The 17787-nt window shown below is 74.5% G+C and carries 18 protein-coding genes; 11 read left to right on the forward strand and 7 right to left on the reverse strand.

Annotation, left to right across the window (positions count from 1 at the left end):
- The first annotated feature begins 16 nt into the window (after positions 1-16).
- Entirely contained in the window at positions 17-625 is a 609-nt protein-coding gene (locus tag ACI1MP_RS31230; protein WP_404870857.1) for a DUF6348 family protein, read from the forward strand.
- A gap of 76 nt (positions 626-701) precedes the next feature.
- On the opposite strand, the gene ACI1MP_RS31235 is transcribed toward ACI1MP_RS31230, so the two are convergent.
- The 3 genes from ACI1MP_RS31235 to ACI1MP_RS31245 all read right to left on the reverse strand — a co-directional run bounded on the left by ACI1MP_RS31235 (position 702) and on the right by ACI1MP_RS31245 (position 3713).
- Positions 702-1175, reverse strand: a complete 474-nt coding sequence (locus ACI1MP_RS31235) for an NUDIX hydrolase (protein ID WP_404870042.1) — start codon at positions 1173-1175, stop codon at positions 702-704.
- The gene (locus tag ACI1MP_RS31240; RefSeq protein ID WP_100585170.1) at positions 1172-2671 is read right to left on the reverse strand and encodes an SDR family NAD(P)-dependent oxidoreductase; all 1500 of its coding nucleotides are present in this window, start codon (positions 2669-2671) and stop codon (positions 1172-1174) included. Before ACI1MP_RS31240 ends, ACI1MP_RS31235 begins: the two co-directional genes overlap by 4 nt.
- A gap of 100 nt (positions 2672-2771) precedes the next feature.
- Complete coding sequence (locus ACI1MP_RS31245) at positions 2772-3713, reverse strand: AEC family transporter (protein ID WP_404870043.1); 942 nt, start codon at positions 3711-3713, stop codon at positions 2772-2774.
- Positions 3714-4477: 764 nt separating this feature from the next.
- On the opposite strand from ACI1MP_RS31245, the gene ACI1MP_RS31250 reads away from it, so the two are divergent.
- Complete coding sequence (locus tag ACI1MP_RS31250) at positions 4478-5221, forward strand: transglycosylase SLT domain-containing protein (RefSeq protein ID WP_404870044.1); 744 nt, start codon at positions 4478-4480, stop codon at positions 5219-5221.
- A gap of 189 nt (positions 5222-5410) precedes the next feature.
- Positions 5411-6070 carry a DedA family protein gene (locus tag ACI1MP_RS31255; RefSeq protein WP_100585174.1) on the forward strand — a complete coding sequence of 220 codons (660 nt, stop codon included), beginning with the start codon at positions 5411-5413 and terminating at the stop codon, positions 6068-6070.
- A 127-nt stretch (positions 6071-6197) separates the two neighbouring features.
- Here the strand turns inward: ACI1MP_RS31255 and ACI1MP_RS31260 are convergent, their stop codons facing one another.
- Positions 6198-6419, reverse strand: coding sequence for a hypothetical protein (locus ACI1MP_RS31260; protein ID WP_404870045.1), 222 nt, complete (start codon positions 6417-6419; stop codon positions 6198-6200).
- A 177-nt stretch (positions 6420-6596) separates the two neighbouring features.
- Here ACI1MP_RS31260 and ACI1MP_RS31265 point away from each other — a divergent pair, with 177 nt between their 5' ends.
- The 3 genes from ACI1MP_RS31265 to ACI1MP_RS31275 all read left to right on the forward strand — a co-directional run bounded on the left by ACI1MP_RS31265 (position 6597) and on the right by ACI1MP_RS31275 (position 9053).
- Entirely contained in the window at positions 6597-7736 is a 1140-nt protein-coding gene (locus ACI1MP_RS31265) for a sensor histidine kinase (RefSeq protein ID WP_404870046.1), read from the forward strand.
- Positions 7727-8371 carry a response regulator gene (locus ACI1MP_RS31270; protein ID WP_402510167.1) on the forward strand — a complete coding sequence of 215 codons (645 nt, stop codon included), beginning with the start codon at positions 7727-7729 and terminating at the stop codon, positions 8369-8371. Before ACI1MP_RS31265 ends, ACI1MP_RS31270 begins: the two co-directional genes overlap by 10 nt.
- An 85-nt stretch (positions 8372-8456) precedes the next feature.
- A complete protein-coding gene (locus ACI1MP_RS31275) occupies positions 8457-9053 on the forward strand; it encodes a GNAT family N-acetyltransferase (protein ID WP_380333693.1) in 597 nt (198 codons plus the stop codon).
- A 97-nt stretch (positions 9054-9150) separates the two neighbouring features.
- On the opposite strand, the gene ACI1MP_RS31280 is transcribed toward ACI1MP_RS31275, so the two are convergent.
- Complete coding sequence (locus ACI1MP_RS31280) at positions 9151-11469, reverse strand: FtsX-like permease family protein (protein ID WP_404870048.1); 2319 nt, start codon at positions 11467-11469, stop codon at positions 9151-9153.
- A 40-nt stretch (positions 11470-11509) separates the two neighbouring features.
- Positions 11510-12265 carry an ABC transporter ATP-binding protein gene (locus ACI1MP_RS31285; protein WP_404870050.1) on the reverse strand — a complete coding sequence of 252 codons (756 nt, stop codon included), beginning with the start codon at positions 12263-12265 and terminating at the stop codon, positions 11510-11512.
- Positions 12266-12405: 140 nt separating this feature from the next.
- Here ACI1MP_RS31285 and ACI1MP_RS31290 point away from each other — a divergent pair, with 140 nt between their 5' ends.
- The 4 genes from ACI1MP_RS31290 to ACI1MP_RS31305 all read left to right on the forward strand — a co-directional run bounded on the left by ACI1MP_RS31290 (position 12406) and on the right by ACI1MP_RS31305 (position 16240).
- Positions 12406-13230, forward strand: coding sequence for a sensor histidine kinase (locus tag ACI1MP_RS31290; RefSeq protein ID WP_380333677.1), 825 nt, complete (start codon positions 12406-12408; stop codon positions 13228-13230).
- Positions 13227-13922, forward strand: coding sequence for a response regulator (locus ACI1MP_RS31295; protein WP_404870051.1), 696 nt, complete (start codon positions 13227-13229; stop codon positions 13920-13922). The genes ACI1MP_RS31290 and ACI1MP_RS31295 overlap by 4 nt, the downstream gene beginning before the upstream one ends.
- 56 nt (positions 13923-13978) lie before the next feature.
- On the forward strand, positions 13979-14608 hold the full coding sequence (locus ACI1MP_RS31300; protein WP_100585181.1) for a hypothetical protein: 630 nt from the start codon (positions 13979-13981) through the stop codon (positions 14606-14608).
- 192 nt (positions 14609-14800) lie between these two features.
- Positions 14801-16240: a GuaB1 family IMP dehydrogenase-related protein gene (locus ACI1MP_RS31305; RefSeq protein WP_404870052.1), complete on the forward strand. Its 1440-nt coding sequence runs from the start codon at positions 14801-14803 to the stop codon at positions 16238-16240.
- Positions 16241-16290: 50 nt separating this feature from the next.
- Here ACI1MP_RS31305 and ACI1MP_RS31310 read toward each other — a convergent pair whose 3' ends face one another.
- A complete protein-coding gene (locus tag ACI1MP_RS31310; RefSeq protein WP_404870053.1) occupies positions 16291-16962 on the reverse strand; it encodes a DUF5995 family protein in 672 nt (223 codons plus the stop codon).
- 218 nt (positions 16963-17180) lie between these two features.
- On the opposite strand from ACI1MP_RS31310, the gene ACI1MP_RS31315 reads away from it, so the two are divergent.
- On the forward strand, positions 17181-17579 hold the full coding sequence (locus tag ACI1MP_RS31315; protein ID WP_404870054.1) for a DUF6191 domain-containing protein: 399 nt from the start codon (positions 17181-17183) through the stop codon (positions 17577-17579).
- The last annotated feature ends 208 nt before the right edge of the window (positions 17580-17787 follow it).

Here is a 17787-nt window from a genome sequence, read left to right on the forward strand (position 1 = left end):
CCGGGGGCCGGGAGGCATGGCGGTCCGACTCGCAGAATCGGACGATCCGCATCCGCACCATTTGGACTTGGTGTTCCTCGCGGACCGTGACCGTCCGGAGACGGCCGTCCGGGACTGCGTGACCGGCATCGGCGACGGCGACCGGGACCCGGTGCGCCGCGGCATCGAGGTGTGGGCGGCCACCACCGGCGTCTCGTTGATCGAACTCGTCGCCCACAACGGCCGGTTCGCCGGCCACCTCGACCCGCGCGACCCGGACGGCATGCCCGGCTGGCACGCCATCCACGGTGGCGTGGTCGGCTGGGGCACCGGCGCCCGCTACCACGCCGTCCAGGACTGGCTGGTGCGCAACCCGCTGCCGCCGGCCCTCGCCCCCGCGCTGGGCGGCGACCTCGGCCGGGACCAACTCGTCGGCATCAAGGTGCTGTTCGGCGGCGGGGACGGCGAGCAGACCGCCGAAGTCCGGGTGAACGGCGCACCGCACGCCGCCGCGTCCGCGGCGCTCGCCGGGCTGGACTGGCCGCGGGTGACCGGCGGCCGGGCCTGGGCCCGGACCTTCATCCTGCTGGTGCGGCGGGAGGGCACGGGCCGCGGCGCCCCGCTGCGGGCCGCCAGGCGGGCCTGAGGGCGCCCGCCGGACAGGCGGTGGCACCCCGCCCGCCAGAGCGGCGTGACGGCCCGTCAGGAGGCCGTGGCGGCCGTCAGGCGGGGTAGCGCCAGGTGCCGCCCGGGGCGCGGTACTCGGGCAGCCAGGCGGCCAGCACCTGGGCGGACGGGTAGAACATCGGCTCGGGCAGCGCGTCCACCGGGACGCGCTCCCAACCGGCGCACGCGTGCGGCTCGGTGACCAGCGCCTCGGCCAGGCTCGGCGGGGCCAGTACCGCCGCCGTCACCCTGGTCCGGCCCAGCTCGTGGTCGAGGAGCACCGCCAGCAGCCGCATCTGCCCGGCGGGCAGCACGATGCCGGTCTCCTCGGCCAACTCGCGGGCCGCGGCCTGCTCGAACGACTCGCCGGGGTGGTCGACCTTGCCGCCCGGCAGGCTCCAGGTCGGCGACTCGCCGGCCGTGGTGCGCCGTCCGATCAGCACCCGGCCGTCCCCGGTCGGCACGATCACGCCCGCGCCGACCAGCGGCGCCAGCGAGTGCGGACCGACCGGGAGTTGAGCGTCCGTCACCACTTGCCCTTCTGGTAGTCCTTCAGGAAGCAACCGTACAGGTCCTCGCCCAGCTCACCGCGGACGATCGGGTCGTACACCCGGGCCGCGCCGTCCACCAGGTCGAGCGGGGCGTGGAAGCCCTCCTCGTGCAGGCGCATCTTGTCCGGGTGCGGGCGCTCGTCGGTGATCCAGCCGGTGTCGACGGCGGTCATCAGGATGCCGTCGGTCTCGAACATCTCCTGCGCGCTGGTGCGGGTCAGCATGTTCAGCGCGGCCTTCGCCATGTTGGTGTGCGGGTGGCCGGCGCCCTTGTAGCCGCGGTCGAACACGCCCTCCATCGCGGACACGTTCACCACGTACTTGCGGCGCGCCGGGGACGCGGCCAGCGCCGGGCGCAGCTGGCTGATCAGGATGAACGGGGCGGTGGAGTTGCAGAGCTGCACCTCCAGCAGCTCGATCGGGCCGACCTCGGAGACGGTCTGCACCCAGCTGTTGGTGTCCGCCAGGTCCGGCACCAGGCCGCCGGCGTCGATCGCGGTGCCCGCGGCGATCCGCTCCGGCGAGGCCGAGCCCGTCACCAGCGCCAGCGCGGTGACCTCCTCGGCGCTCACCACGGGCTGCTCGTTGCGGCTCTGTCCGGGCAGCGCCGGCACGTCCACGGCGCCGGAGCCGAACCGGCCGATCACCGTGGACGCGGGCAGAGCCCCGGCGGGCAGCGGCGCCGACTCGGCGGCGAGCAGCTCCCGGTAGGCGGCGGGGGAGCGGCGCACGGTCTGCGCGGCGTTGTTGATCAGGATGTCCAGCGGGCCGTCCGCGGCGACCTCGTCGGCCAGCGCCATCACCTGCGCGGGGTCGCGCAGGTCGATGCCGACCACCTTCAGGCGGTGGATCCAGTCGGCGCTGTCCGGCATCGCCGAGAAGCGGCGGATCGCGTCGTTCGGGAAGCGGGTGGTGATGGTGGTGTGCGCGCCGTCGCGCAGCAGGCACAGCGCGATGTACATGCCGATCTTGGCGCGGCCGCCGGTGAGCAGCGCGCGCTTGCCGGTCAGGTCGGCGCGGGCGGTCCGCCGCTGCCGGCTGAGCGCGGCGCAGTTGCGGCACAGCTGGTGGTAGAACGCGTCCACCTCGGTGTACCGCTGCTTGCACATGTAGCAGGAGCGGGCCCGCTCCAGGATCCCCGCCAGCTCGGTGGTGGTCTCGGTGGTCAGACCGAACGCACCCGCCGTCTCGTCGTCGATCCGGCCCGGCGCGCCGGTCGCGGTCCTGGACGTCACCGCGCGGTCGTTGGCGGTCTTGCGGGCCCGGGTCTCCTGCCGGCGGCGCTGCTTGAGAGTGCGGAAGATCCCGCCGACGGCCATCCGGATCCGGATCGCGTCCGGGTGGTCCACGTGGATCTCGTCCAGCTCGGCGATCACGCTCAGGCACAGCTCAAGCCGCTCGGGGTCGATGCCCTTGCCGTAGTCGATGTCGTCCTCGACCGGTTCGGTGGCCGGCTGGGTCTGCGCGTTCGTCACTGCGGATGCTTCCTCTATCTCCCCATGGATACCGGCGAACTCTACGTGAGCGGGCCGGGCCGGGGCGAAGCCTGTGACCTGCCGCACAGGCGGTCGACGGTCAACGTCCGCCCAGCGCCCAGGCGATGCCCGACAGGGTGAGCATCGACAGCACCGTGGAGATCAGCACCGAGGAGCGCGCCAGCACCGGCGCCGCCCCGTACAGCCGCGCGTACACGTACACGTTCTGCGCGGTCGGCAGCGCCGACAGCAGCACCACCGCCAGCAGCTGCGGGCCCGGCAGGTGCAGCAGCAGCGCGCCCACCGCCAGCGCGGCCAGCGGCTGGACGGCGGTCTTCAGCAGCACCGTGACGGCCAGCTCGGCGCGGTCCGGGCGCTGCGGGGCCGCGCCGGGCGGGGCGTGCAGGGACAGGCCGAGGGTGACCAGCGCGGCGGGGACGGCCGCGCCGCCCAGCAGGTCCACCGGGTGCGCGAGCGGGCCGGGCAGCCGCCAGTGCGCCGCCGAGAACAGCGCGCCCAGGCCCGCGCCGAGGATCACCGGGTTGCGCAGCGGCAGCAGCGCCAGCCGGCGCAGCCGCTCGGCCGGGCGGGCGGCGCAGCCGGTGGCCGCGTCCAGCAGCGCCAGCATGACCGGGGTCACCAGCAGCACCTGGAACAGCAGCACCGGCGCGACGAAGGACGCGTCGCCGAGCACCTGCGCGGCCACCGGGATGCCGAGGTTGCCCGAGTTCACGTAGCCCGCCGTCATCACCGCCACCGTCCGCTCGGCGGACCCGCGCGGGAACAGGCGGCGGCCCGCCAGCAGGCCCAGCAGCGAGGCGACCAGCGTCCCGGCGGCGAACGCCAGCATCGAGGTGTTGGCGAACCCCGCCAGATCGGTGCGGGCCACCACCGTGAACAGGGCGGCCGGCATCGCCACGTGGAACACGAACCGGCCGAGCACCGTCTCGGCGTCCCCGCCCAGCAGCCCGGTCCGCCCGGCTGCCCAGCCGACCGCCGTCAGCACCCAGATCGGCGCGAACGCCGCGACCAACGCTTCCACCTGACCTCCCGCCGCAGTCAACCAGGCGTGCCCGAACGGTCGTTCGCCGGGGTCGGCGGGTGGCCCCGGTCACAGGCGGGCGGCGGCGGTGCGGCGGCGTGGGTGGCCCCGGTCACAGGCGGACGGCGGCGGTGCGGCGGCGCGGGTGGTCCGGGCCACAGGCGGGCGGGGGCGTTCGCGGGGGTCGGCGGTGGCCCCCGTCACAGGTCGGGCGCGGCGGGTGGCGGGGCGGCTGCGGCGGGTGGCCGGGGTGAGAGCCGGGCCACAGCGGACGGCCGGTGGCCGGGGTCACAGGGCGGGCCGGGCGGATGCGGTCCGGCGGCGGGCCCGGGGTGGCCCGGAGGCCTTGGCGCGCTTGGGCGCGGGCCCAAATTCCGTGTCGCCGGGCGGGGTTGGCGCTTCCTGGGAGCGTCCTGTGAGCCTCCTCATAAGCAGCTGGGAAAGTCGGCCCCGGCGGGCCGCCAGATCCCTTGTCGCGCAAGGGAAGCAGGCTGGTCGACGGGTCCGAGGTGCCCCATTTCGGGTTGTTTGCCGCTGGGTTGGGGGCTCAGGCAATGTCGTGGTTGTGCCCCGAGCCGTTCAGATGCTCACGGGGCTTCACGACGCAGCAGACCGCCACACACCAGTGCGGCGCCGCGTCCCCGGTGAGCACGAGCCGCCGGGCCGGCCGTCCCGGGCCGAGGAACCCCGCAGTACCGCGGAGTTCCGCCATGTCCAGCCCGGGTGCGGCGTGACCTGGAACACGACTCTCGGAGGTACTCGACATGCGACGCATCAAGACCAATCTCGGCCGACTGCCGCAGATCCGGATGGGCCACCACCGGATGCCCGACGCCTTCCTCGGCGTGGGCCTGGCCGGCGCCATCGCCGTCGGCGCCCTGCTGCCCATGAGCCAGGCGGTCGCCTCCCCGGCGCCCGCCAAGGCCGAGACCGCGGCGGTCGCCACCGACGGCCAGAACGCCGAGCAGCAGCCGCAGGACCAGCAGCAGCCGCAGACCCAGCCGGAGCAGCAGCCGCAGGAGCAGCAGCCCGCCCCCCAGCCCGAGCCGCAGCCGCAGCCGCAGCCCGAGCCGGCCCCCGCGCCCGAGCCCGCGCCTGCCCCCGCCCCGGCTCCGGCTCCGGCCCCGGAGCCCGCGCCGGCGCCCGCCAAGCCGACCTACGCGAACAACCTGGACGGCTGGATCGCCGAGGCCCGTGACGTGCTGGCCGCCGCCGGCAAGCCCGTCCCGTCCGCGAAGGCGATGCGCGCCGCGGCGATCGCCGAGTCCTCGGGCAACCCGAACGCGATCAACAACTGGGACATCAACGCCAAGAACGGCACCCCGTCGATCGGCCTGACCCAGATGATCCAGCCGACCTTCCGCGCCTACGCGCTGCCCGGTCACACCGACATCCGGAACCCCGTCGACAACCTGATCGCCAGCTCGCGCTACTGCGACGCCCGCTACGGCTCCATGGACAACATGGCCGCCGCCCGTGGCTACGGCGCCTACTGGCGGGGCTACTAAGTCGCCTCGTCCGCCGTCCGGCCCCCTGTGGAGCTCCTCCACCGGGGGCCGCGGCGTGTCCGGGGGTGCGGAAACCCGTAATCCGGCTGGGTGGGAAACCGCGTACCGCCGCTGAGCTGCGGATTCCAGGATGAGTGACGCCCCCGGGAGAACCGCCCGGGGGAGTGCCCATCTGAGGAGATCCCGGTCATGCAGCTCATTTCCCTGGCGACCGCACAGACGCCCACCGACGGCGTCGCCGGCTGGGCGGCCGGCCTGGTCGACACCCTCGGCGGACCCGGCGCCGGACTCGCCATCGCCCTGGAGAACCTGTTCCCGCCGCTGCCCAGCGAGGTGATCCTGCCGCTCACCGGCTTCGCGGCCGGCCGCGGCACCCTCAGTCTGCTGTCGGCCCTCGGCTGGACCACCGCCGGCTCGGTGGCGGGCGCGCTCGCCCTCTACCTGCTCGGCGCGGTCTTCGGCCGCGACCGGATGCACGCGATCTGGGCCCGGCTCCCGCTCGTCAAGGTCTCCGACCTGGAGCGCACCGAAGCCTGGTTCGCCCGGCACGGCACCAAGGCCGTCCTGCTCGGCCGGATGGTGCCGATCTTCCGCAGCCTGATCTCCGTCCCCGCCGGCGTCGAACGGATGGCCCTGGCCCGCTTCACCGCCCTCACCGCCGTCGGCAGCCTCGCCTGGAACACCGTGCTGGTGATGGCCGGCTACGTCCTCGGCGACCGCTGGGACGTGGTCGAGGGCTACGTCGGCATCTTCTCCAAGACCGTCCTGGTCCTCGCCCTGATCGCCATCGCGGTCTACCTGGGCCTGCGCCTGCGCAGCCGCGACTCCCGGCACCGCCGGGCCCGCTGAACGGCCGGGCGCCGGGCCTGCGGCGGATGCCGTCGCGGCAGGTCGGGGGACGACGACGGGCGGCGGGCGGTCGCTCACGGACAGCCGCCGGTGTCCGGTCCGCCCACCGGAGCCGAGACCCGGTCGTTCAGTTCCACGGCTCCCGGTCGATGTTCTCGCCCAGCAGCTTCGCCGCGGCCGTGCAGAGGTCCTCGCCGTAGAGCTGGTTGCTGCCCCTGTCGGAGCCCCACAGGTCGGTCGCGGCCCGGGCCACGGCGCGCCAGCTGTAGTCCTCGTCGCAGCGCCAGGTGCGGATCTGCGCCGCCATCTCCGGTGTCATCGTCGCCGGGTCGACCGTGTTGTACGCCATGGCGGCGACCCCAGGGACGCGGCGGGGACGGCGGCCACCGGATTTCGCGCGCGTCCGGCGGCGGGCAGAGCCCGGGCACCGCCGGCGGCGGGTCCTTCTCGGCGATGCGTCAAGTCGTCGACCGACGACCGATCATGACGGACAGTAGGCTCTCGTTCCATGGGGGAGGAACCGATCGTGACGGAGACCGTTCCCGTGCCGCGCCGGGCCGTCGGCGGGTTGCTGGGGATGCTGACCGCGCCGTTCGCGGCGCTGTACCTGGTGCTGGCCGGTGCGGTGCTGGGGCCGCTGCTGCCCTGGCCGGGCACAGGGGCTCGGGCCCGGACCGCGTGGCAGGGCGGCGTCGTCCGGCTGGCCGGCGTGGAGCGGGCCCGGCGGGTGGCGTGGTTCGGGGACCGGTTCCCCGAGCACTACCGGGCCGACGGCCGGAAGGTGCTGCGGTACCTGGCCCGGCGGACCGGTGTCGGGCTGGTGGCGGGCCTGGTGCTGGGCCTGATCGGGTTCGGGGCGGTGCTGGTGGTGCTGCTCGCGGCGGGGGTGCTGCGCGGCACGCTGAGCGTCGCGGATCTGCTCGGGCAGGTGCTGCTGGGCGGCGTCCTGCTGTTCCTCGCCGTACAGGGCCTGGCCTCGCTGGCCGAGCTGGACGCGCGGCTGGCCCGGGAGTGCTTCGGCCCGTCCGAGGCCGAGCTGCTGCGCCGGCGGATCGCCGAGCTCGCCGACAGCCGGGCCGCCGTGCTGCACGCCGTGGACGCCGAGCGGCGGCGGATCGAGCGCGATCTGCACGACGGCGTCCAGCAGCGGCTGGTCGCGCTGCGGCTGCTACTGGGCCGGGCCCGGCGCGGCGGGGACCCGCAGCGGACCGACGAGTTGCTGCGGCAGGCGCACCGGGAGGCCGCCGAGGTGCTCACGGAGCTGCGCGAGGTCGCCTGGCGGGTCTACCCGTCCGCGCTGGACACCCTGGGCCTGGACGAGGCGCTGACCGGTCTCGCCGAGCGCTGCCCGATCCCGTTGCGAGTGCGGCACCGGGTGGGCGGGACGCTGCCCGGGCCGGTGCTCACCGCCGCGTACTTCGTGGTCAGCGAGTGCGTCACCAATGCCGCCAAGCACTCCGCCGCCGGGGCGATCGAGGTCGCGGTGCAGCGGGACGGCGAGCGACTCACCGTCCGGGTCGAGGACGACGGGCGGGGCGGCGCGGATCCGGCGGGCGGCGGCCTGTCGGGGCTGCGCGGCCGGGTCGCCGCGCTCGACGGGACCTTGAACGTCCACAGCCCCGCCGGGGGCCCCACCGTCGTCACTGCGGAGCTGCCATGCGGGTGATCGTCGCCGAGGACTCGACGCTGCTGCGGGAGGGCCTGGTCCGGCTGCTCGCCGAGGAGGGCCACCAGGTGCTGGCCGCCGTCGGCGACGCCGAGGCGCTGCTCGCCGCGGTGGACGCGGAGCCGCCGGACGTGGTGGTGGTCGACATCCGGATGCCGCCCACGCACACCGACGAGGGGGTGCGGGCCGCGGTGCGGATCCGGGAGAGCCGGCCCGGGGTCGGCGTGCTGGTGCTCTCCCAGCACATCGAACGCGGCTACGCCGCCCAGCTGTTGGCGTCCGGCGCGGAGCGGGTCGGGTACCTGCTCAAGGACCGGGTGGCCGAGGTGGAGGAGTTCCTGGACGCGCTCACCCGGGTCGGCTCCGGCGGTGCGGTGATCGATCCCGAGGTGGTCCGCCGCCTGGTGGTGCGCACCGAGCACGCCGACCCGCTGGCCCGGCTCACCCCGCGCGAGCGCACCGTGCTCGAGGCGCTCGCCGAGGGCCACACCAACGCCGCGATCGCCCAGCGCCTGCACCTGTCGCTGAGCGCCGTCGAGAAGCACCTGAACGCCCTGTTCGACAAGCTCGACCTACCCCGCACGGCCGGGTACAGCCGCCGGGTGCTGGCCGTGCTGCGCTACCTCGGGGCGTGACGAGCGGCCGCGCCCGACGCCGCCGGGCGTCCGGCCGAAATCGTTTGTCGAGGAACCGGCCCGCTGTCAGGATCGAACGGTGAAAATGTCCCGGAACGCGCCTTCCGTGCGTCCCATCTCCGATGGCGACGTTCCCACTGCGGTCGACACCCTCGCCCGGGCCTTCGCCGACTACCCCTTCACACGGCACGTGATCGCGGCGGACGGTCACGAGGAGCGGATCCGGCGCTACCAGGAGCTGTGCCTGACGCGTATCGGCATGGTGTACGGCCGGGTCTGGGTCGCCGAGGAGGGCCGCGCCGTGGCCGTCTGGGCCGTCCCCGGCCAGGACCCGTCGCCCGTCCTCGACGAGCTCGGGCCGATCCTCGGCGAACTCAGCGGCGACCGGATGGCCGCTTCGGTCGCTGCGGACGAGGCCATGGCCCCGTACCGGCCCCGGGAACCGGGATGGTTCCTGGAGACCGTGGCGACCGCACCCGAGGTCCAGGGGAAGGGCCTCGGCAGCGCAGTGCTGCTTCCCGGCATCCAGGAGGCCGGGCGCGCCGGATGTCCGGCGTTCCTGGAGACCTCCGGTGAGGCGAACGTGCGGTTCTACGAGCGCCTCGGCTTCCGGGTCACCGCCGAGGTCCGGCTCCCCGGCGACGGCCCGCGCACCTGGTGCATGCGCAGGGACCCTCGCTGAGGGCCCGTGATCCGACCGACGGGGCGGTGCCCACCCCGACCGGGGCCGCAGCCCGCTCCCGGTCCCAGCGGCCGTCGCCATCGGGACCGGGAGACGCTCACTCGCTGCGCAGCACCTCGGCGACGGTCAGTCGGGCCGCCGAGCGGGCCGGTGCCAGCGCGCCCGCCGCCGCGATGAGCATGCCCGCGAGGCCGAGCGCGGCCAGCGTGGCGGGCGACCAGACGTGCATCATCCGGTCGGGGAGTTCGATCCCGGCGAGGCCGAAGGTGCCCGTCACCAGCAGGCGGTGGGCGAGCACGCCGAGCGGCAGTCCGACCAGTCCGCCGACCAGGCCCACCGCGGCCATCGAGGTGACCATCATCAGTGTCACCTGCCGGGGCGTCATGCCGATCGCCTTGAACACCCCGAGCTCGCGGCGGCGTTCCCGGGTGTTGAGCACCACGGTGTTGAAGACGCCGAGCGCGGTGACGGCGCCGAGCAGCAGGGTGAGGATGCCGGAGGTGCTGATCACCGCCACCGAACCGGCGTTGACGGTCGTCCCGGCGTTCGGGTAGAGCCCGGGGTCGACGGCCTTGACGGCGGTCTTGAAGGCGGCCGGGTCGGCGTCGGACGCGAGCCGGACGACGTACTGCGGGGACCGGTCGAGCGACTTGCTGTCCGGGGCGATCGCCTGCAGTCCCTGCCAGTCGGCGAACACCAGGTCGGGCGCGGAGATCAGGCAGGAGCCGACGACGGTCAGCTCGCCCTGCCGGTCGCCCACGGCGAGCGTCAGCCGGTCGCCGACGGCGAACCCGTGCTGGTGCAGGAAGCCGGCCGAGGCGACGAGTTCGCCGGGGCCGGCGAACCAGCGGCCCTTGAGGAGCAGCGGACCGAGCTGCTCGGAGTCCCCGCGCATCGCGTTCACGATGACCGGCTGCGGGTCGCCGACCAGCTGCGCCATCAGGTACGAGTCGGTCATCACCCGCTCCACGCCGGGCAGTTGGCGCAGCTTCGCCTCGATCTCCGGGTTGGTCAGGTTCGGCGCGGTCCGGTTCATCCGGCGCTGGCCGGAGTCGATCTCGACCCGTCGTTGCCCGGCGTGCTCCACCGCGTCCCCGTACGCGGTCATGGTGCTCGTCAGCCCGGTGGTCAGGGTGACGGCGGCGGACCCGAGGATCACGGCGGCCAGGGTCAGTGCGGTGCGGCCGGGCCGGGCGAACGGCAGGCCCAGGCCGAGGCTGACGGAGCGCGGCAGCCGGGCGCCGGCCAGGCGGCGCTGGATCCGCAGCGCCCGGCCGGTGCGCGGCGCGCTGCCCGCGCTGATCGCCCGGGCCGCGGAGAGCCGGTGGGCGCGCATCGCCGGGACCAGCGCGGCCAGCACCACCACGGCGGGCAGGCCGAGCAGGGTGACGGCGTCCGTCCAGGGGCTGATCACGTAGGCCGAGCCGCCGACGCCGCGCAGCGACAGGGTGACCAGCGGGACGGCCGCCAGGTTGCCGGCCACGGTGCCGAGCACGCAGCCGACCACGGCCGGTACGGAGAGCATCGTCAGGTAGACGGCGACCACCTGGTTCGGGGTGAAGCCGATCGCCTTCAGCACGCCGATGTGCCGGAAGCCGGAGACCACGGCGCCGCCGATCACGTTGCCGACGATCAGCACGGCCACGACCAGGCCGACGACGCCGAAGGTCATCAGCAGCGGGACGAAGAGCGTGGCCCCGCGGCCGGCCTGTTCCTTCACCTTCAGCCAGGACAGCCCCGCGACCAGCGAGCCGGGCGGCAGCTGCCGGGTGACCGCCTCCCGGGCGGCGTCCAGTTCGGTCGTCGAGCCGGCGCGGGAGAAGCGGTAGAGCACCTGGACGGCGGTGGGGTGGAGCGCGGTCAGCTGGGCGGGCGTCACCCAGCCGTCGGCGGAGCCGGTCACGCTGGTGGCCACGCCGACCACGGTGAGGCTGCCGCGGCTGGCCACCGCGCGGGTGGAGCCGATCAGGGTGTCCGGCGGTCGGGCGCCACGGGGCAGGGCGAGCACCAGTTCGCCGGGCGCGGTGGCCCAGCGGCCCTTCCAGACCTCCAGCCGGTCCACCGGCCCGCCCGGGTCGGCCCGGCCGACCAGGGTGGCGGACTGCTCCGGCAGGTCGCCGGTCGGGTCCTCCAGGTCCACGTGGGTCTGGCCGAACGGGCCCGCGGCGGTGGTGCCCGGCTGCTTCGCGGTCTCCACGAGCCGGTCCTCGGTGACCTTGGCCGGGTCGAAGACGGCGGTCAGATGGGCGCCGTGCTGGGCGCCGAAGGCCTGGTCGAACGGGGCGCCGGCCGCGTCGATCAGCCCGAGCGCGACCACCAGGGCGGTGGCGGAGAGGAAGACCACCAGGCCGATCACGAAGGTCTGCAGGCGGCGGCGTCTCACGGCGGCGCGGGACGCCTGCCAGACGGCGCTCATCCGGCCCACCCGTCCCGCGTCGTACCGGAGTTGTGCGTGCTCATGGCCGCTCCAGGGCGCTCTCGCGGGCCACCTTGCCGTCGGCCAGCTCGATCAGCCGACTGGCGCAGCGGATGGCCAGGCGCTGGTCGTGGGTGACCATCAGCAGGGTCTGCCCGATCTGGTTGAGGTCGATCAGCAGGTCCATCACCTGCTCGCCGGCCCGGCTGTCCAGCGCACCGGTCGGCTCGTCCGCGAGCAGCAGCGCCGGACGGTTCATCAAGGCTCGTGCCACCGCCACCCGTTGGCGTTCGCCGCCGCTGAGCGCCGCCGGGTAGACCGCGCGGCGGTCGGCGATGCCGAGCTCGTCCAGTAGCTCCAGCGCCCGCCGCCGGGCCTGCGCGGCCGAGCTGCCGGTCAACTGGGCGGCCAGCGCCACGTTGTCCAGCGCCGGCAGGTCGTCGATCAGGTTGAAGAACTGGAAGACCATGCCGATCCGGCGGCGCCGGTACAGCGCCAGCCCGGTCTCGGTCAGCCGGCCGAGGTCCTCGCCGTTCACCTCCACCAGGCCCGCGCTCGGCCGGTCGAGCCCGGCCACCATGTTGAGCAGCGTGGACTTGCCGCAGCCCGAGGGCCCCATCACCGCCACCGCCTCGCCGGCCCGGATCTCCAACGAGACCCCGTCCAGCGCGGCGGTCTCGCCGAACTCCTTGCGCACGCCGTCCAGTCGGACGACCACCTCCCCCTGCCTGCCCGGTTCCCCGCGCACGTCGCCCAACCGGACGACCACGCCCTCCCGCCTGCCCTGTTCCGTCATGGCACCGAAGCCTGCCCGACCCCGCCGGGCCCCGGCGTCCCTCCCCGGATGCAACCCCGCGCCGCCGTCATCCCGGGGATGTACGGCGCTGGACCCGGCGGATGATGCGCGCCCACCGGCGGCTCTGCCAGAGTGACGCCGTGCACGGGTATCGGGGGAGTCTGCTGGTCGGCGCGCTGCTGGCCGCGCTGGCCGCCGCCGGCTGGCTCGGCGTCGCGCTGCTGCGCGAACGCCGGCGCCACCGCAAGGCGCTGGAGGACCGCGGCTGGCTGCTGGAGCGCGAGCGGGAGAGCGCCGCCCGCGCCGCCGTCGACGCCGAACGGGCCCGGATCGCCCACGAGTTGCACGACATCGTCAGCCACAACGTGAGCCTGATGGTGGTGCAGGCCGGTGCGGCCCGCGAAGTGCTGGCGACCATGCCGGAGGCGGCCGCCGACGCCCTGGGCGCGGTCGAGGGCGCGGGCCGGGACGCGATGACCCAGCTGCGCCACCTGCTGGGCCTGCTCGCCCCGGCCGCGGACGGCAGCGACCCGGACGACACCGACCTCGCGCCGCAGCCCGGCCTGCGCGGGCTCGGCGCACTGGTGGACCGGATCGCCTTCGCCGGGCTGCCGGTGGAGGTGCGGATCTCCGGCGAGCCGCGCCCGCTGCCCGCCGGCATCGACCTGGCCGCCTACCGGATCGTGCAGGAGGCGCTGACCAACGCGCTGCGCCACGGCGACGGCGGAAAGGCCGAGGTGACGGTGCGCTACACCGACCGCTGCCTGCGGGTGGAGGTGCTGAACAGCGGGCCGAGCGTGCTGAACGGCGCCGCCCCGACTCCCCGGCGCCGGGCGGACGGCGCCGGCCGCGGCCTGCTCGGCCTGCGCGAACGGGTCGCGGTGTACGGCGGCGACCTGGACGCCCGGCACCGGCTCGGCGGCGGCTACCGGGTGCGCGCCCGGATCCCGCTGGCGGGCGCATGAGCACGCCCGTCGCCCCTTCGCCCCGGGTGCTGATCGCCGACGACCAGGAGCTGATCCGCACCGGCTTCCGGCTGATCCTCACCGCCCGCGGCATCGACGTGGTCGGCGAGGCCGCCGACGGCGCCGAGGCGGTGGCGCTGGCCGCCCGGCTGCGCCCCGACGTGGTGCTGATGGACATCCGGATGCCGGTGCTGGACGGCCTGGAGGCGGCCCGCCGGGTGCTGGCCCGGCAGCCGGGCTGCCGGGTGCTGATGCTGACCACCTTCGACCTCGACCGCTACGTCTACGCCGCCCTGGCCCTGGGCGCCAGCGGCTTCCTGCTCAAGGACGTGACGGCCGCTCACCTGGCCGCCGCCGTCCGGCTGGTCGACACCGGCGACGCGCTGCTCGCACCCTCCATCACCCGCCGGCTGGTGGAACGCTTCGCCGCCGACCGGCCGTTCGGCACCGACCCCGCCGATCCTGCCCCGGCCGTGCACCGCGACCTGGCGGCGCTGACGCCCCGCGAGTTGGAGGTCCTGACGATGCTCGGCGGCGGCCTGTCCAACAGTGAACTGGCCCAACGGCTGACGCTGAGCGAGGCCACCGTGAAGACCCACGTCGCCCGGATCTTCGCCAAGCTCACCCTCCGTGACCGGGCCCAGGCGGTGGTGCTCGCCTACGAGACCGGCCTGGTCCGGCCGGGACAGTGACCGATCCGGGACCGTCGCCCCTGGCCACGGCCCGCGTCGCGCGCGAGGATGGCGGTATGGACGCGCAGCGGTTCGCCAAGGCCCGTACCGCGCTGCACGCGGTCGCCGAGCACCTGCTGGCCGGTCCGCAGTACCGGCTCGCGGGCACCGTCCGGCTGCGCGCGTATCCCGGCGGGTTCGCCACCCGCTTCGAGCCGCGGTTGCGCGTCCGCAGTGCCCAACTGATCGCCGCCGGGCGGGCGTTGGACCTTCCGGGGGTGAGCTGCGCGGAACTCGGCGCGGCCGTCGGGATCGTCGCGGGCCGACCGGAGGGCCTGTACCGGGACGGCTCGGGCGTGGCGCTCGACCAGCCGCTGGAACTGGACGCGGCGGGCGCGGACGCCGTCGCCGCCTGCTTCGCGCACGGCGACGCGGCGCTGCGGGCGCTGTTCGCGCAGGCCGATCCGGTGCTGTGGCCCGAGCACTTCGACCTGGCGGTGACGGTGGACGGCGTGAACTACGGCCTCTCGCCGGGCGACGACTTCCTGGCCGAGCCGTACGCGTACGTCGGCCCGCCGACGCCGCGCAGCGGCGCGTTCTGGAACGCCCCGTTCGGCGCCGCCCGCACCCTCGCCGAGCTGGGCGATCTGTCGGCGACCACGGCGTTCCTGGCCGAAGGGCGCCGTCTCGCCGCCACGATCTTGTAGCTTCCTCCAAACCGTTTGTGGAAGGACGGACCTCCGGTTGTGTCGATCTTCAGGATTCGCTCGTTAGCTGGCCCTGGATCGGGGAATCCATAAGGATTGAACGCTGGGTGCGGCGCGCCCGAGATGCGCCGCACGGCACCGCCGTACCGCACCCCCGGTGAAACGTTCCTCCCCCAGCCAGAGAGCCTCTTCATGCGCTTCCTGAATGACCTCAAGCCCGCGTACGACTTGACCTACGACGATGTCTTCATGGTCCCCAGCCGTTCCGCAGTGGGCTCCCGGCAGGGCGTCGACCTCTCCTCCCACGACGGCACCGGCACCACCATCCCGCTGGTCGTCGCCAACATGACCGCGATCGCCGGACGCCGGATGGCCGAGACCGTCGCCCGCCGCGGCGGCCTGGTCGCCATCCCGCAGGACGTCCCGATCGACGTCGTCGCCGAGGTGATCGGCTGGGTCAAGCAGCGTCACCTGGTGCACGACACCGCGCTCGCCCTCGGCCCCGGCGACACCGTCGCCGACGCCCTGGCGCTGCTGCCCAAGCGCGCGCACGGCGCGCTGGTCGTGGTCGAGGGCGGAAAGCCCGTCGGCGTCGTCACCGAGGGCGACTGCCAGGGCGTGGACCGGTTCACCAGCCTCTCCGAGGTGATGTCCCGCGACCTGCTGCTGCTCGACCAGGACATCGACCCGCGCGACGCGTTCGACCGCCTCAACGAGGCGCACCGCAAGCTCGCCCCCGTGGTCGCCGCCGACGGCACCCTGGTCGGCATCCTCACCCGCAAGAACGCGCTGCGCGCCACCCTCTACACCCCCGCCGTGGACGACGCCGGCCGGCTGCGGGTCGCCGCCACCGTCGGCATCAACGGCGACGTCGCCGGCCGGGCCAAGGCCCTGCTGGAGGCCGGCGCCGACGTGCTGGTGGTGGACACCGCGCACGGCCACCAGGAGTCGATGATCTCCGCGCTGCGCGCGGTCCGCGGGCTCGACCCGCAGGTCCCGATCGTGGCCGGCAACGTGGTCTCCGCCGCCGGTGTGCGCGACCTGGTCGAGGCCGGCGCGGACATCCTCAAGGTCGGTGTCGGCCCCGGCGCGATGTGCACCACCCGGATGATGACCGGCGTCGGCCGGCCGCAGTTCTCCGCCGTCCTGGAGTGCGCCGCGGAGGCACGCCGGCTCGGCAAGCACGTCTGGGCCGACGGCGGCGTCCGGCACCCGCGCGACGTCGCGATGGCGCTGGCCGCCGGCGCGTCCAACGTGATGGTCGGCTCCTGGTTCGCCGGCACCCTGGAATCGCCCGGCGACCTGCAGACCACCGCCGACGGCCGCCAGTACAAGGAGAGCTTCGGCATGGCCTCGGCCCGCGCCGTGCGCAACCGCACCGCCGACGACTCCGCCTACGACCGCGCCCGCAAGGCCCTCTTCGAGGAGGGCATCTCGCACTCCCGGATGTTCATCGACCCGACCCGCCCCGGCGTCGAGGACCTGATCGACTCGATCGTGGCCGGCGTCCGCTCCTCCTGCACCTACGCCGGTGCGGCCGACCTGGAGGAGTTCCACCAGAAGGCGATCATCGGCCTGCAGAGCGCCGCCGGCTACGCCGAGGGCAAGCCGCTGCACTCCAGCTGGGCCTGACGGTCCCGGCCGCGGGCGGGCTCCCTCCGCGGGGGCCCGCCCGTTCATCGTCAGTTGACGGAGAGCGGGGTGAGCAGCGCCCGGCCGACCATCCCGACCGACCCCGACAGCGCGTCGGCCACCAGGCGGTACGCGGGCGGCAGGCGATGCAGCTCCCAGAGAGCCAGGACGGACGCCCAGGCGGCGTCGCGGGCCCGGTCGATGCTCCAGACGCCGAGGATGTGCAGCAGCGGGTCGCCGACGGACGGCAGCGGCAGCAGGGTGGCGCGGACCTGGGCCTCCACCTCGGCCAGCAGGCTGTTGATCCGCAGGTAGTCGGGGTGCAGCTGCTCCGGGGTGCGGCCGGTCAGCCGGCAGGTGTCGAGGACGGCGAGCGGGAGGTCGTTCTCGATGTGGGCGTTCATTCCGGCGAGCGCGAACTGCAGTGGGTGGACGTTCGCGGCGGCCCGCAGCTCGAACAGCGGCCGCCAGCAGGCCGCCGGCCGCCGCCCCGCGCGGTCGTCGTCCACGGCGGTCAGGTAGCGGGCGGCGAACACGGCATCGAGCTCCGCCATGGTGGCCGGGTCGTCGAAGTACGCGACCGCGAGATGGTCGCGGACCAGGCGGGTCACGGTCAGGTACATCGCGTTGAACACGGCGACCCCGTCCGCGACGGGCAGCTCGGCCGCGAGCTTCGCCATCCGGTCGACCACCTGGTCCACCGTCAGCACCGGTGCGGTCATATGCATCCTCCCTCGGTGACAAACCGACAAGCAGATGATGTGCCCACGATGGCAGGGGGGCGAGGGCGTGCCAAGACGAGACACCCGGAGGTGTCCCGCCCGCCGCCGCAGCGGCGGGTCCGCACGGCGGTCGTGATCGGGAAACTCCCGGGCGGACGCGAGTCGTTGGCCGGTCGGTGCGCGATTCGAGGGGGTCGTGCGGACGGGGGTGCGGGTCGGTGGTTCTGGCGTTCTCTCTCACGCTGCCGGGGTTGGCGCTGGCGTTGGTGATGTTCCTGGTCGCCTCCCGAGCGGTGCGACGGCTGGCCGGCTCGGGCCTGGTCCCGGCGCGGTACCGCAGGCGACCGGGCCGGTTCGTCGGACTGTCCTCGACGTCCACCGTGGCCCTGGACGTCTTCACCGGCTCGGTGAACACCGGCAAGGCGGCCGAGTTGGAGGAACGCTCCAGCGAGGCGATGCGACGCGACGAGGAGGGGGACGCCGCTCCGCCCCGCTCGATCGTCGATCTGGGGTCGGGCCGCGCCGTCATCGTGCTGCCGAAGCCGGCACCGGGTGCCGATCGCGGGACTGCCGAACGGAGCTCGGGTGCCGATCGCCGGACTGCCGACCGGAGTTGACGCTCCGTCTGCCGATTCTCTTCCGGGCGTCGCTGACCGCTCGCGGGTGGGCGGGAGAAAATGCAGGTGCGGGCAGGTGCGGGGATGAGGCAGGATGGGGGCTCGCGGTGGAGCCGAGGGGCTTCTGCCGCTTCCTGTTCCCGGAGGTTTCGCGTGGTGAAGCGATATTAGTGGCGGTCCCCACCGCCCTCCGGCCTGCCTGAAGTAG

This window comes from Kitasatospora griseola (genome assembly GCF_044999035.1).
In the GTDB taxonomy this organism is placed as follows: domain Bacteria; phylum Actinomycetota; class Actinomycetes; order Streptomycetales; family Streptomycetaceae; genus Kitasatospora; species Kitasatospora griseola.

Excerpts from the sequence above, each read along its gene's own strand:
- ACI1MP_RS31275 (WP_380333693.1), top strand. The coding sequence starts at position 8,457 with ATGTCCCGGAACGCGCCTTCCGTGCGTCCCATCTCCGATGGCGACGTT.
- ACI1MP_RS31305 (WP_404870052.1), top strand. The coding sequence starts at position 14,801 with ATGCGCTTCCTGAATGACCTCAAGCCCGCGTACGACTTGACCTACGAC.
- ACI1MP_RS31270 (WP_402510167.1), top strand. The coding sequence starts at position 7,727 with ATGCGGGTGATCGTCGCCGAGGACTCGACGCTGCTGCGGGAGGGCCTG.
- ACI1MP_RS31230 (WP_404870857.1), top strand. The coding sequence starts at position 17 with ATGGCGGTCCGACTCGCAGAATCGGACGATCCGCATCCGCACCATTTG.
- ACI1MP_RS31285 (WP_404870050.1), bottom strand. The coding sequence starts at position 12,265 with ATGACGGAACAGGGCAGGCGGGAGGGCGTGGTCGTCCGGTTGGGCGAC.
- ACI1MP_RS31250 (WP_404870044.1), top strand. The coding sequence starts at position 4,478 with ATGCGACGCATCAAGACCAATCTCGGCCGACTGCCGCAGATCCGGATG.
- ACI1MP_RS31295 (WP_404870051.1), top strand. The coding sequence starts at position 13,227 with ATGAGCACGCCCGTCGCCCCTTCGCCCCGGGTGCTGATCGCCGACGAC.
- ACI1MP_RS31255 (WP_100585174.1), top strand. The coding sequence starts at position 5,411 with ATGCAGCTCATTTCCCTGGCGACCGCACAGACGCCCACCGACGGCGTC.
- ACI1MP_RS31300 (WP_100585181.1), top strand. The coding sequence starts at position 13,979 with ATGGACGCGCAGCGGTTCGCCAAGGCCCGTACCGCGCTGCACGCGGTC.
- ACI1MP_RS31310 (WP_404870053.1), bottom strand. The coding sequence starts at position 16,962 with ATGACCGCACCGGTGCTGACGGTGGACCAGGTGGTCGACCGGATGGCG.
- ACI1MP_RS31280 (WP_404870048.1), bottom strand. The coding sequence starts at position 11,469 with ATGAGCGCCGTCTGGCAGGCGTCCCGCGCCGCCGTGAGACGCCGCCGC.
- ACI1MP_RS31260 (WP_404870045.1), bottom strand. The coding sequence starts at position 6,419 with ATGGCGTACAACACGGTCGACCCGGCGACGATGACACCGGAGATGGCG.